This window comes from Streptomyces sp. C10-9-1, from assembly GCF_024497955.1.
Taxonomy (GTDB): Bacteria; Actinomycetota; Actinomycetes; order Streptomycetales; family Streptomycetaceae; genus Streptomyces; species Streptomyces sanyensis.
This window is the reverse complement of sequence record NZ_JANHKP010000005.1, coordinates 98,918-111,765: the sequence shown is the minus strand read 5'-3', so window position 1 is coordinate 111,765 and position 12,848 is coordinate 98,918. Positions and strand designations below refer to the sequence as shown.

At 77.2% G+C, this 12,848-nt stretch carries 11 protein-coding genes; 5 read left to right on the top strand and 6 right to left on the bottom strand.

The window, feature by feature from the left end; all coding sequences use genetic code 11:
- Positions 1-58: 58 nt before the first annotated feature.
- Both NPS70_RS08635 and NPS70_RS08630 read right to left on the bottom strand, forming a co-directional pair.
- The gene (locus tag NPS70_RS08635) at positions 59-550 is read right to left on the bottom strand and encodes a MarR family transcriptional regulator (RefSeq protein WP_256523485.1); all 492 of its coding nucleotides are present in this window, start codon (positions 548-550) and stop codon (positions 59-61) included.
- 117 nt (positions 551-667) lie between these two features.
- Complete coding sequence (locus NPS70_RS08630) at positions 668-982, bottom strand: UBP-type zinc finger domain-containing protein (protein WP_374211965.1); 315 nt, start codon at positions 980-982, stop codon at positions 668-670.
- Positions 983-1,257: 275 nt separating this feature from the next.
- Here NPS70_RS08630 and NPS70_RS08625 point away from each other — a divergent pair, with 275 nt between their 5' ends.
- The gene (locus NPS70_RS08625; RefSeq protein ID WP_256523484.1) at positions 1,258-2,511 is read left to right on the top strand and encodes an NAD(P)/FAD-dependent oxidoreductase; all 1,254 of its coding nucleotides are present in this window, start codon (positions 1,258-1,260) and stop codon (positions 2,509-2,511) included.
- Between the two features lie 119 nt (positions 2,512-2,630).
- Positions 2,631-3,347 carry an SDR family NAD(P)-dependent oxidoreductase gene (locus NPS70_RS08620; protein ID WP_256523483.1) on the top strand — a complete coding sequence of 239 codons (717 nt, stop codon included), beginning with the start codon at positions 2,631-2,633 and terminating at the stop codon, positions 3,345-3,347.
- Between the two features lie 28 nt (positions 3,348-3,375).
- On the opposite strand, the gene NPS70_RS08615 is transcribed toward NPS70_RS08620, so the two are convergent.
- The 3 genes from NPS70_RS08615 to NPS70_RS08605 all read right to left on the bottom strand — a co-directional run bounded on the left by NPS70_RS08615 (position 3,376) and on the right by NPS70_RS08605 (position 7,558).
- On the bottom strand, positions 3,376-4,890 hold the full coding sequence (locus NPS70_RS08615; RefSeq protein WP_256523482.1) for a cryptochrome/photolyase family protein: 1,515 nt from the start codon (positions 4,888-4,890) through the stop codon (positions 3,376-3,378).
- Positions 4,887-6,455 carry an SDR family oxidoreductase gene (locus tag NPS70_RS08610; RefSeq protein WP_256523481.1) on the bottom strand — a complete coding sequence of 523 codons (1,569 nt, stop codon included), beginning with the start codon at positions 6,453-6,455 and terminating at the stop codon, positions 4,887-4,889. The genes NPS70_RS08615 and NPS70_RS08610 overlap by 4 nt, the downstream gene beginning before the upstream one ends.
- A 212-nt stretch (positions 6,456-6,667) precedes the next feature.
- Positions 6,668-7,558 carry an oxygenase MpaB family protein gene (locus NPS70_RS08605; protein ID WP_256523480.1) on the bottom strand — a complete coding sequence of 297 codons (891 nt, stop codon included), beginning with the start codon at positions 7,556-7,558 and terminating at the stop codon, positions 6,668-6,670.
- A gap of 225 nt (positions 7,559-7,783) precedes the next feature.
- Between NPS70_RS08605 and NPS70_RS08600 the strand changes: the two genes are divergently transcribed.
- The 3 genes from NPS70_RS08600 to NPS70_RS08590 all read left to right on the top strand — a co-directional run bounded on the left by NPS70_RS08600 (position 7,784) and on the right by NPS70_RS08590 (position 9,752).
- Complete coding sequence (locus NPS70_RS08600) at positions 7,784-8,203, top strand: glyoxalase/bleomycin resistance/extradiol dioxygenase family protein (protein ID WP_256523708.1); 420 nt, start codon at positions 7,784-7,786, stop codon at positions 8,201-8,203.
- A gap of 144 nt (positions 8,204-8,347) precedes the next feature.
- A complete protein-coding gene (locus NPS70_RS08595) occupies positions 8,348-8,740 on the top strand; it encodes an STAS domain-containing protein (RefSeq protein WP_256523479.1) in 393 nt (130 codons plus the stop codon).
- Positions 8,741-9,131: 391 nt separating this feature from the next.
- On the top strand, positions 9,132-9,752 hold the full coding sequence (locus NPS70_RS08590; RefSeq protein WP_256523478.1) for an L-threonylcarbamoyladenylate synthase: 621 nt from the start codon (positions 9,132-9,134) through the stop codon (positions 9,750-9,752).
- A gap of 70 nt (positions 9,753-9,822) precedes the next feature.
- Here NPS70_RS08590 and NPS70_RS08585 read toward each other — a convergent pair whose 3' ends face one another.
- Complete coding sequence (locus NPS70_RS08585) at positions 9,823-12,480, bottom strand: SpoIIE family protein phosphatase (protein WP_256523477.1); 2,658 nt, start codon at positions 12,478-12,480, stop codon at positions 9,823-9,825.
- Positions 12,481-12,848 lie beyond the last annotated feature (368 nt).

Here is a 12,848-nt window from a genome sequence, read left to right as displayed (position 1 = left end):
CTCTTCGCCCGCCGGGCGGCGATCGGATGCGGACGGGCGGTGTCCCGTCAGGCGGCCCTCAGGGCCTGCGGTTCAGACGCTCCAGCTCGTCGCCCATCGCGCCCACGAAGCGCAGGGCGATCGTCAGCTCCTCCGGCGTGAACCCCTCCTGGGCGCGTGCGGTGGCCCGGGCCAGCGGCAGGAAGTGGGCCCGGGCCGTCGCCCGGGCGTCGGGCAGGAAGTGCAGGTGCACGACGCGCCGGTCGGAGCTCTCCCGGGCGCGCCGGATGTGACCGGCCCGCTCCAGCCGGTCGAGGCAGGCGGTGACCGCGCCGGAGGTCAGGCCGAGGTGCTCGCGCAGCCGGCCGGGCGTCAGCGGGCTCTCGGCGTCCATGATCGCGGCGAGGGCCTGGACGTCCGTGGCATGCAGGCCCTGGTCCGAGGCGAACTCGTGGGCGAACCTGTTGATCTCGCCGGTCAGCCTGCGCAGCTGCACGGCGAAGGCGGGCAGCTCGAACCCCTGGACCTGCGGAGGGGTGTCCGCAGGCTGCTCATTCCTCGTCGTTGCCACGCCCTCACCCTATCGAGCACCCGGACGCCGCGGCGCGGCGCAGCGCACCGGGCGTCCCGCGCCGCGTCCCGCCGGGGCGGGCGGCACAGAAGGCCCGGCACGGGCGTGTTCGGCGGCTCAGGTGAGGGGCAGGAGGAACACCTCGTCGACATAGCACCAGGCCCAGTGCTCGCCCTTCTCGAACGACGCCGCCACGGGGTGTCCCGCCTCCCGGGCGTGCGCCCAGGCGTGCTGCCCCGGCGAGCTGTCGCAGCAGCCGATGTGACCGCACGTCAGGCACTCCCGCAGATGGACCCAGCGCCGGCCCCGGGCGACGCACTGCGCACAGCCGCCCGGTACGGAGAGGGCCCCTCGCGGTGCCGCGGTCTCCAGATGCGCGCAGGACCTCCCCTCGGGCCGCCCCCCGTCCGGGGCCACACGCCACTCGGCCAACGCCCGCTCCCTTCGCCGCCGGGCACCGCGCCCGTGAGCGGCACCCCGCACCGGGGCGCCGCGGAAGATCCTGCCCCATCCCGCACCCTTCCCGCCGCGCCGGCCCGCGGTACGGCGGCGCCCGGCCCCGGCACGGCGGAGCGGGAAGTGTCATCCGCACGGGTCGTGTTCGCCCCGCCGGGCGGCCGCCGCCCCGCGGCGGACCGCCCGCCGTGCGACCATGCGGGCGGATGCGAGGCGCCGTGGCCGCACGGCGCAGGAGGAGGGGCAGCCCCGTGCACACGACCCACCACCCCGTCGACGTCCTCGTCGTCGGCGCCGGCCTCGCGGGCCTCGCCTGCGCCCGGGACCTCGCCGCGGAGGGACGGACCGTCAGCATCGTCGAGGCGTCCGACGCCGCCGGGGGGCGGATGCGCACGGACCGGCGCGACGGCTTCCTGCTCGACCGCGGGTTCCAGGTGTTCAACACCTCCTACCCCCAGGTCCGGCGCCGGCTCGACCTGCGCGCGCTGCGCCTGCACCCCTTCACGCCCGGGCTGCTGGTCCACCGCGACGGAGGCCTCGTGCGCGTCGTGGACCCCAGCCGCCGCCCCCGGGAGGCCGGGGCCCTGCGCCCGGGACGCCTCGCGCCCGCCCGCGACCTGCTCGCACTCGGGCGGCTCACCGCGGCCGACACGCTGCTGCCCGCCCCGCTGCTCAAGCGGCGCCCCGAGCGCACCACGCGCACCGCCCTCGCGGAGGCGGGCGTCTCCGAGCACACCGTGGACACCCTGCTGCGGCCGTTCCTGTCGGGCGTGTTCCTGGAGGACGGGCTGGAGACCTCGTCCCGCGTCTTCCACCTGGTGTGGCGCAGCCTCGTCCGCGGGAGCCTCTGCCTGCCCGCGGAGGGCATCGGCTCCGTGCCCGCGCAGCTCGCCCGGGCCCTGCCGCCCGGCACCGTGCGCTACGGGGCACCGGTCGCCCGGCTGACCCCGGACGGGGCCCTGCTGGACGGCGGGGGCGAGCTCACGGCACGCGCCGTGGTCGTGGCGACGGGCCCCCGCGAGGCCGCCAGGCTGCTCGACGGGCTCGACGTGCCCGGTACCCGCACGGTCACCACCTACTACCACACCGCTGACGCCCCGCCGCTGGACGAGCCCACGCTGCTCGTGGACGCCGAGGGCCGCTTCCTCAACAGCTGCGTGCTCAGCCGCGTCGTCCCCGGATACGCCCCCCGCGGGGTCCCCCTCGTGTCGACCTCGGTCCTCGGCGGCGACCGTCCCGGCCGGGAGGGGCAGGTGCGCGGGGCCCTGTCCGAGGCATACGGGGCCGACACCGGGCGCTGGGAGCTCCTGGCCGCCTGCACGGTCGAGGACGCCCTGCCCGCGATGCCCCCTCCCTGGCCCCTCAGCCGGGGGACCCGCGTCTCGCCGGGCCGCTACGTCTGCGGGGACCATCGCGCCACCGGCTCCGTCCAGGGGGCGCTGGCGTCCGGCGCGCGGGCCGCCCGCGAGGTCCTCGCCGACCTGTCCCGCGGCGGCACGGCCTGAGGCGGGCCCGATCCCCGCCCGCCGCCGATGCATCCGGTGGCCCGACCGGGCCGGAAACGGTAGCGGGGGCCGTCCCGCGGGGCGACGGGCCCCGCGGCCCCGCTGGAACGGGAGGAACCGTGGAACTCTCCGGAGCACGCGTCCTGGTGGCCGGCGCCACGGGCGTCATCGGCCACGGCATTACCCGGGAACTGACGGCGCGCGGAGCCAGGACGGCGCTCGCCGGCCGGGATGCCGCGCGCCTCGGGACCGTCGCCGGCGCGACCGGACCGGACACCCCCCGGCGCGTCTTCGACGCCTACGACCTCGACGGCTGCGCCGCGCTGGCCCCCTGGGCCGCGGAGCGGCTCGGCGGGCTCGACGCCGTCGTCTGCGCCGTCGGCGCCGTCGCCTTCGGCCCGGCCGACACCCTCCCGGACGCCCACGCCGAGCACCTGGTGACGGTCAACCTGCTCGCTCCCGCCGCCCTGCTGCGCGCCGCGCTGCCCCTGCTCGCCGAAGGGGGCGCCGTCCTCGCCCTGACCGGGGTCGTCGCGGCCTCCCCGCAGCCGGGCATGGCCGACTACAGCGCCTCCAAGGCGGCCCTGGCTGCCTGGCTGACCGCCGCCCGCGCGGAGCAGCGCCGACGGCGGGTGCGGGTCGTCGAGGCGCGGCTCGGGCACCTCGACACCGGGCTCGTGGACCGCGCCGTGGCCGGGACCCCGCCACCGCTGCCGCCCGGCGGCGATCTGGGCCGGGCCGTCGCCGCGGTGGCCGACGCACTGGCGGGCGACGCCGAGCTGGTGCGGCCCGACCCCGGCGGCCCGGGCTGCGTCCTGGAGCGCCGCGCGCGTTGACCTGCGGCGGCGGACGCCCCGCCGGCCCTCAGGGCGCCGCGCCGGCGTCCCGCCCCTCCTCCTGCCGCAGCAGCTCCGGCAGGTCCTTCAGCCGCCCCAGCCCCCGCGCCGCCTGAGCGGTGCGGGGGTTGCGCTCCAGCCGGTCGCGGTGGCGGTGGACGAAGGCCCAGTACCCGGCGGTGAAGGGGCAGGCGTCCTCCCCGACCCTGCGGTCCGGCCGGTAGGCGCACGGGCCGCACAGATCGCTCATCCGGTCGATGTAGGCCCCGCCGGAGGTGTAGGGCTTGGTCGTCATCCGCCCTCCGTCCGCGTACTGGGACATGCCCGTGACGTTGGGGAGCATCACCCAGTCGTAGCCGTCGACGAAGCACCGGTGGAACCAGCCGGTGACGGCCGCGGGGTCCCAGCCGCGCTGGAGGGCGTGGCTGCCGAGCACCATCAGCCGGGGGATGTGGTGGGTCCAGCCGGTGTCCCGGACCTGGGCGAGCACCCGCGACAGGCAGCGCGCCGCGACGGCGTCCGCGTCCAGCTCCTCCCACCACCGCGGCAGCGCCCCGCGGGCCCCCAGCGCATTGGCGGCCCGGTAGTCCTCCCCGAAGTACCAGTACAGCTGCCAGACGTACTCCCGCCAGCCCGCGATCTGCCGCACGAACCCCTCGACGCTGTTGAGCGGGGCACGCCCCGCGCGCCACGCGGCCTCGGCCGCCTCCACGCACTCCGCCGGGTCGAGCAGGCCCAGGTTGAGCGAGGACGACAGCAGGCTGTGGCTCATCACCGGGTCGCCGTGCAGCATCGCGTCCTCGTGGGGCCCGAAGCCGGCCAGCCGGTGCTCCACGAAGCGGTGCAGCGCCGCGAGCGCCTCGCGCCGTGTCGCGGGGAACAGGCGGGGCCCGTCGCGTCCCACGAAGGACACCTCCCCGTCGCGCTCCCAGCGGTCCAGGTCGCGGCGGACCTCCTCGTCCACGGCGCTCTCGCGGGGGCGGTAGGGCGGGGGAGCGCCCAGCTCCGCCGCGCCGCGCGGCGGGGGCTGCCGGTTGTCGTGGTCCCGGTTCCACCGTCCGCCCGCGGGTCCGTCGCCCTCCATCAGCAGGTCGTGGCGTCGGCGCACCCACCGGTAGAACGCCTCCTGGCGCAGCCGCCCGCCGCCCTGCCCGTCCGCCCAGGCGGTGAACTCCTCCCGCGGGACGAGGAACCCCGCGGGCGGCAGCACCCGCGCCCGCTCCAGCGACTGCACCAGGCCCAGGGCGGTCCGCGAGGTGGGATGGCGGACCGTCAGCGGCCCGCGCCCCACGGCCGCGCGCAGGCCCTCGCGGTAGGTCTCGGCCCGCACGTAGCGGACCCGGTCGCCCAGTTCGGCGGCGCGGTGGCGCATGGCCGACAGCACCAGGTGCGCCTTGGCCCGGTGGAAGCGCCGCCGCCGGAACACCGCCTTCGACTCGATCATGACCACGGGGGCGTCCCGGTGGGGGCCGCCGTCCCCGGGGGCGAGGAACCGGGGCCCCAGCTGGTCGCCGAACAGCCAGTGGGCGGGCGGCCGGTTCACCTGCCGGCCCGTCCGCCCGCACCGGCCGCCACCCGTCCCCCTGAGCCGGGCGGGCGGGGACCGGAGGCGGCCGCGTCCTGCTCGGCCTTGGCGGCGATGTTGCGCGCCATGCCGCCGAAGACGACCGAGTGGAAGGGCGACACGCTCCACCAGTAGGCGTGGCCCAGCAGGCCCCGCGGATGGAACACGGCCCGCTGCCGGAAGCGCGACCGCCCCGGGCCGTCGTCCTCGGCCCGCAACTCCAGCCAGGCCAGACCCGGCAGCCTCATCTCGGCCCGCAGCCGCAGCAGCCGCCCGGGCACGATCTCCTCCACCCGCCAGAAGTCCAGCGAGTCGCCGACCCGCAGGTGCTGTGCGTCACGGCGCCCCCGCCGCAGCCCCACGCCTCCGACGAAGCGGTCCATCCAGCCGCGGACCGCCCAGGCGAGCGGGAAGGAGTACCAGCCGTTCTCACCGCCGATGCCCTCGATCACGCGCCACAGGTCCGCCCGCGGGCACTCGGCCGCCAGCTCGCGCTCGTCCGTGTAGAGGCTGCCGCCCGCCCAGTCGGGGTCCGTCGGCAGGGGGTCGCTCGGGGCGCCCGGCAGCGACGCGGACGACCAGCGGGTGGCCACCTGCGCCTCGCGCACCCGCTGGAGTGCGAGGCGCAGCGCCACGTCGAACGCCAGCGGCCGGTCCGGAGTGTCGGGCACGTACGCGGCGATGTCGTGTTCGGTGCACACCACCTCGTGGCGCAGCGACTCCGTCAGCGGACGGGCGATCGCGTGCGGAACGGGGGTCACCAGCCCGACCCAGTGGCTCGACAGCCGGGGGGTGAGCACCGGCACGGGCACGATCAGCCGCCTGGGCAGGCCCGCGACCTCGGCATAGCGGCGCATCATCGTCAGGTACGTGATGACCTCGGGTCCGCCGATGTCGAACGCCCGGTTCACCTCGTCGGGCATCCCCGCCGACCCGGCCAGGTAGCGCAGCACGTCGCGCACGCTGATCGGCTGGATCCGGGTGCGCACCCAGCTGGGCGTGACCATCACCGGCAGCCGCTCGGTGAGGTACCGCAGCATCTCGAAGGAGGCCGAGCCCGAGCCGATGATCACCGCCGCCCGCAGGACCGTCGCGGGCACCTCCCCCTCCAGGAAGACGTCCCCGACCTCGGCCCGCGAGCGCAGGTGCGCCGACAGCTCCGAGCGCGGCACCCCCTCGGGCGTCAGGCCGCCGAGGTAGACGATCCGCCGCACCCCGGCCAGCCGGGCCTGCTCCGCGAAGATCCGGGCGGCCCGCCGGTCGGTCTCCTCGAAGCCGCTGCCCGTGCCGAGCGCGTGCACCAGGTAGTACGCGACGTCGATCCCGCGCATCGCCTCCCCGACGGAGCCGGGGTCGAGGACGTCGCCCCCGACCACCTCCGCCTGCCCGGCCCACCGGTGGTCCCGCAGCCGCTCGGGCGAGCGGGCCAGGCAGCGTACCCGGTGGCCGGCGCCGAGCAGCTCCGGCACCAGCCTGCCGCCGATGTAGCCGGTCGCCCCCGTGACCAGGCAGTGCTGCGCGCCGTCCTGCGCGGTGTCCGTCATCAGCGCCTCCTCGGGCCCCGTGCGCGCCCCCGGCGGCCGCGCCGCGGCACGGCCGCGGCCCCGGGGCGCTCACCCTCACACGTCCTGCTTCCCCATGCTGGTCCCCGGCGGATGCACCCGCCCCCCGGGGCCCGCACGGGGGGCGGAGGGACCCGCCGGGCCACCGTCCCCTCCCGCGCGGTCCGCGCCGGGCCGGAGGCGGCGCGCACCGCTCACCCTGCCGCCTCCCGTGCCCGGTCCGCGCCGCCCTCCGGGGGCGGGGCCATCGCCCAGCGGATGGCCCGCGTCATCGCGTGGCCCGCCAGCCGGATCCCGGGACCGCCCAGCGGCGGCAGTCCCAGCAGCTCCCGCGCCCACGGCGGCAGCAGCGCGATCGCGTTGGCCGCCAGCAGCGCGTACGGCGGCCGTGCCGCGGCCGGCAGCGGAGGGCGCAGCAGCAGGAAGCGGGCCGCCTCCCGGGCCTGCGGCGTGGCACGCAGCTGCGGCCGGTACGCCCGCAACCGTGCCCGCAGTTCCCCCCGGTCGCGGGGTGGGTCGACGACGCCGAGGGCGGCCGCCACCCGCGCCGTGTCGGCGAGGTAGTCGTCGCAGCCCGCGGGGTCCAGGGGGCAGCGCCCGAACACCTGGTGGGCGCGCAGGAAGCTCTGCGCCTCCGCCGCGTGCACCCAGCCCAGCAGACGGGGGTCCGCCGCCCAGTACGCCTCGCCCGCGGCCGTGGTGCCCCGCACCCGGCGGTGCACGCCCCGCACCCGGTCGACGGCCCGCTGGGCGTCCTCGGCGGTGCCGTAGGTGGTGACGGCGAGGAAGGTGCTGGTGCGCTGGAGCCGCCCCCAGGGGTCGCCCCGGTACCCGGAGTGGGCCGCGACCGCGGCCATGGCCAGCGGGTGAAGCGACTGGAGCAGCAGGGCGCTGAGCCCTCCGATGAACATCGACGCGTCGCCGTGCACGACCCGGATGGGACGCTCGGGCGCGAACCAGCGGGGCCCGGGAGCGCCGTGGATCCGGGCCCGGTTGCCGGTGCCCGAGGGACCGGCGACCCGCAGGAACAGGCGGGCGCCGAGCTGCCTTCGCAGCCCGTCGACGCCAGGAACGGACATCTCCATGCGTCCAGTGTCCGCCCTCGGCCCGCCGGGACCCGCCCCCGCCGCGCCCCGCGCCGCGGAGGGCCGCGGTGTTGACCTCGACCATGGTTGAGTTCCTACGGTCGTCGTGACGGGCCGGTCGCCGACCGGCCGCACCCGCACCACCGGGAGTGCCCCGTGACCGAGAGCCGTCCGACCCCCGCCGACGCCCCCGAGCGCTACCACCGGGCGGTGGTGGCCCACATCATGGTCGACGACGCCCCCGCGGCCATCGACTTCTACCGGCGCGCCTTCGGCGCCAGGGAGGACTTCCGCCTCGGCGCGCCGGACGGCGGGGTCCTCCACGCCGAGATCGGCATCGGCGGCAGCGTGCTCATGCTCGGCGACGCGAGCGTCCCCGAGGCCGAGGCGGCCGCCTGGCGGTCGCCGGCCGCCCTGAGCGGCGGCACCACCGTCGCTCTGCACGTCTTCACCCCGGACGTGGACGCGCTGGTCCGCAGGGCGGAGGCCGAGGGCGCCGAGGTTCTCCAGCCCCCGAAGGACATGTTCCACGGGGACCGCACCGCGATCCTCAAGGACCCCTTCGGCCACCTGTGGGTCTTCCTCACCCATCTGGAGGACGTGTCGGAGGAGGAGGTGCGCCGCCGGCTGGAGGCCGCGCTCTGACCGCCCGTGCGGTGCTCGGGCCCGGCCGCCGTGTGCTGCGGGAGGGTGGCCGGTGTCCGCCGCTCCGGGGAGTGCGTTCCCACCGGGGGGTGACGGTGCGGGGGAGGACGTTGCCCCGCGCCCGCCCCCGAAGTTGATCACGGCATGAGCAGACCGAGTACCGCTCCGATACTGCGTCCCGCCGGTCCCGCGCCCTTCGCGCACCGGCACCGCCCCGCCGCCCGGTACCGCGGGGACCTCGTCGTCCACTCCTGCACCAGCGCCGGGATCCTGCTGCGCATCGCCCTGCGGGGCGAGATCGACCACTACAGCGTGGCCCCCGTGCGCGCCCTGCTGGCCTCCGCCGCGGCGACAGGCGCCCGGCTGCTGGTCCTGGACACCGCCCGCGTCACCTTCGCCGACTCCTCGCTGCTGAAGGCCCTCGCCCTCTGGCGCCGCGACGGCAGACGCCTCCGGCTGACCGGCACGTCCCGCGCCGTGGCGCACCTGCTGGCCGCCGCGCGCCTCCGTGGGGGCTGCCCCGCACCCGGGCCCTGACGCCCAGGCAGCGCGGCCGCGGACAGGTGCGCTCCGGCGCGTGCGCCCCCGGGCGCGCCGGGTCGCCGGGCTGCGGTCGCCCGGGGGCCCGCCTCCGGGGTCCGGGCCCCGGCTCCCCCGGGGCCGTGCCGGGCGGGGCTGGGCCGGCCCGCCCGGGGCAGCCGCCGGGGGCGCGGCTCGCCACTCCCGGGCGCGCGGCCCCGCCTGACGCGGCGCCAGGGGCCGTCCCCGCCGGCCCGGCCGACCGGCTCGGGCCGCCGGGCGCGGTGCGCCGCACGCGGGAGGGCCGTGCCGCCGCCGGGAGGGTCCGGGGGGCCGGCACCGCGGCGAGGCCCCGCGGTGCCGGGCCGGGCCCGCCGGGGGACGCCGGGGCAGACCGTAGACTCGGCGGATGGCGAAGTACCTCGACGTGCACCCCGACAACCCCCAGCGCCGCACCATCAGCGGCGTCGCCGACAGCATCCGCGACGGCGCCCTCATCGCGTACCCCACGGACTCCTGCTACGCGTTGGGCTGCCGTATCGGCAGCCGGGACGGCCTCAGCCGGATCCGCTCCATCCGCAACCTCGACGACCGGCACCACTTCACGCTGGTCTGCCGGGACTTCTCGCAGCTGGGCCAGTTCGTACACGTCGACAACGACGTCTTCCGCGCCGTCAAGGCGGCCACTCCCGGGAGCTACACCTTCATCCTCCCGGCCACCCGGGAGGTGCCGCGCCAGCTCCAGCACCCCAAGAAGAAGACCGTCGGGGTGCGCATCCCCGACCACACGGTCACCCAGGCGCTGCTCGCCGAACTCGGGGAGCCGCTGCTCTCCAGCACCCTGCTGCTGCCGGACGAGGACGAGCCGCTGACCCAGGGATGGGAGATCAAGGAGCGCCTCGACCACGTCGTGGACGCCGTGCTGGACTCCGGCGACTGCGGCACCGAGCCCACCACCGTCGTCGACTTCTCGGGCGACGTCCCGGAGATCGTGCGGCGGGGCGCGGGCGACCCCGCCCGCTTCGAGTAGCCGCGGGTCCGGCGCCCGGCCACCCCGCCTCCCGGCACCGGGAGGCGGGGCGGCCCGGAGCCCGCCCGCGTCACCAGGCCGCCGGCTCCGGACCGCCCAGGGCCAGCTCCGCCCAGATCACCTTGCCGGTCGCGGTGTACCGGGTGCCCCAGCGCGAGGTGAGCTGGGCGACGAGGAACAGGCCGCGTCCGCCCTCGTCCGTCGCCGCCGCCCGGCGCAGATGCGGCGAGGTGCTGCTGCCGTCCGACACCTCGCAGACCAGCGAGCGCTCGTAGAGCATCCGCACGCGCACCGGGGCGGAGCCGTAGCGGATGGCGTTCGTCAGCAGCTCGCTCAGCACCAGCTCGGTCGTGAAGCCGACCTCCTCCAGCCCCCACGCCTCCAGCCGCCGCATGCAGGCGCTGCGCACCGTGCGCACCGACGCCGGGTCCCTCGGTACCTCCCACTCGGCGACCCGCGAGGGGTCGAGCCGCCCCGTGCGCGCCACCAGCAGCGCGATGTCGTCCCTGCGGTCCCCGCTCGGCATGGCCTGCACGACGGCCTCGCAGGTCTCCTCCGGGGTGCGCCCGGCGAGCGCCCCGAGGGTCCTGCTCAGCGTCTCCAGGCCCTCGTCGATGTCGCGGCCGCGCTGCTCGACCAGGCCGTCGGTGAACAGCACCAGCCGGCTTCCCTCGGGCAGGACCGTTTCGGCGGTCTCGACGGGCAGGCCCCCGAGGCCGAGCGGAGGGGTCACCGGCACGTCCAGGAAGCGGACGGTGCCGTCGGGCAGCACCAGGGCGGGGGAGGGGTGGCCCGCCCGTGCGGTGGCGACGGTCCCGGAGACCGGGTCGTAGACGGCGTACAGGCAGGTGGCGCCCGTGATGCCGTCGCCGGCGCCGCCCCCGGGCTCGTCCTGGTCGATGCGGCTGACCAGCTCGTCGAGGCGGGTCAGCAGCTCGTCGGGGGGCAGGTCGAGGGTCGAGAAGTTGTGCACCGCCGTGCGCAGGCGGCCCATCGTCGCCGCGGCCTGCAGGCCGTGCCCGACGACGTCGCCCACGACCAGCGCCACCCGCGCGCCCGGCAGCGGGATCACGTCGAACCAGTCGCCGCCCACCCGGGCGTGCGAGGGCAGATAGCGGTAGGCCACCTCCAGCGCCGTGTGGCGCGGCATCACATGGGGCAGGAGGCTGCGCTGCAGGGTCTCCGCCATGGCGTGCTCGCGGCTGAAGCGCCGCGCGTTGTCGATCGCCACGGCGGCCCGGGCCGCCAGCTCCTCGGCGAAGGACAGCTCGTCCTCCTCGAACGGCTGCGTCCCCGTCCCCCGCCAGAAGGCGACCAGGCCCAGCACGGCCTCACCGGACTGGAGCGGCGCCACGACCAGCGAGTGAATGCCGTACTCCAGTGCCGCCGCCGCCCCCGCGGGGTCCTGTGCGCGCCACCCCGAGGCCGCCGCGAGGTCCGGCTCCACGACGGCGCGGACCCCCTCCAGGGCCCGCTGCATCGGCGTCCCGGGGGCGGCGAACCGGATCACGTCGCCGACCGGCTGGAAGGGGTGGTCGGGGCGCACACCGCTCACGGCCGCGCGCCGCATCTGGGCCACCGCGCCCGACGGCTCGTCCCCCCTGATCACCGAGTCCAGAAGCTCCACCGTCACGAAGTCGGCGAACCGGGGCACCACCGCGCGCGACAGCTCCTCCGCCGTCTCCCGGACGTCCAGTGTGGTGCCGATCCGCGCCCCCGCGTCGTAGAGGATCGTCAGGCGCTCGCGCGCCCGCTGCGCCGTGCCCGACAGACGGCGCAGCTCCGTGGTGTCCCGCAGCGTGGCCACGTTGCCCGCGTTGCCGCCGTAGGGCGCCGTCGGCCGGGTGCTCACCGAGACGAGCCGGTCGCCGACGAGGTGCACCTCGTCGCTCACGGCCCGCTCGGAGGCGAGCAGCGCGGCCAGCCCGGGCCGCAGCCCCAGCTCCGACACCTTCCGGTCCACCGCGCCCTCGGGCAGCCCCAGCAGGCGCTGCGCCTCGTCGTTCACCAGGGCCAGCCTGCCGTCCGGGTCGACGATCAGCACTCCCTCCCGCACCGCGTGCAGCACGGCGTTGTGGTGCTCGTACATGCGCGTCATCTCGGCCGGGCCGATCCCGTGCGTCTGCCGCCGCAGCCTCCGGCTCACCAGTGCCGCGCTGGCGGTCGCCAGCGCCAGTGCCACGGCCCCCGACCCGAGCAGCACCGGGAGCTGGCGCTCCACCGAGTCGCCCACGGTGACGATCCGCACCCCGGCGCCGACCAGCCCCACGACCTGCCCGTCGTCGTCCGTCACCGGGACGAACGCGCGGGCCGCGTCGCTGGGCGCGCCCTCGAAGATCTCGGTGAAGGCCTCCCCCTCGGTCGCCCGCTCCACCCCGGGCGTGCGGGTGCCGATCAGCCGCGGCTCGCTGTCGGCGTAGCGGAGCCCGGTCGGGGAGGTGATCGTCATGAAGTCCACCCCCGCGGTCTCGGTCGCCCCGGCGACCACGGGCTGGAGCACGCGCGTGGGATCGGGCCCCGTGAGGTCCTCCGCCATCCCGGGGGACCCGGCCATCGCGGCGGCCGCGGCCAGCGACCGGTTGCGCGCGTTCTGACCGCTGTCGTGGGAGGCCTGGAGCAGCAGGGCCGTCAGCGCGGCGGCGATCAGCAGCACGGCCACGACCACCTGCAGCAGCAGCACCTGGCCCGCCACGGTGCGCACGCCCAGCAGCGACCGCCCTGCCGGCACGCGCCTGGTGTGCGGTGACCTCTTCCCGTTCAACGAGCCTCACTCCCGGACGGCCGGCCGTGCCGGGTCCGCCCCGTCGGCGCCGGGCCGCCGGAGCGGGATCCGCCGTCCTCCTGTGCGGTGCGGATCCGGCCTCCTGTCCCATCTTCCGCCCACTATGCGCCCATCGGATCACCCGCACCCGGGACATGCCCTCCGACCTGCCCGGACTCACCGCACGGAGGACGGTTCGCCCCCCGCACGGGGGAGCGGAGGCGGTCCGGGGAGCGGGGAGCGGGCGCCGGCCCCGACCGGCCGGCGCGTGGGTTCCGGCCGTGGCGGGGCCGGGGCGACCGGGGGGCCGCAGGGGAGTGGGCCCTCGCAGGTCC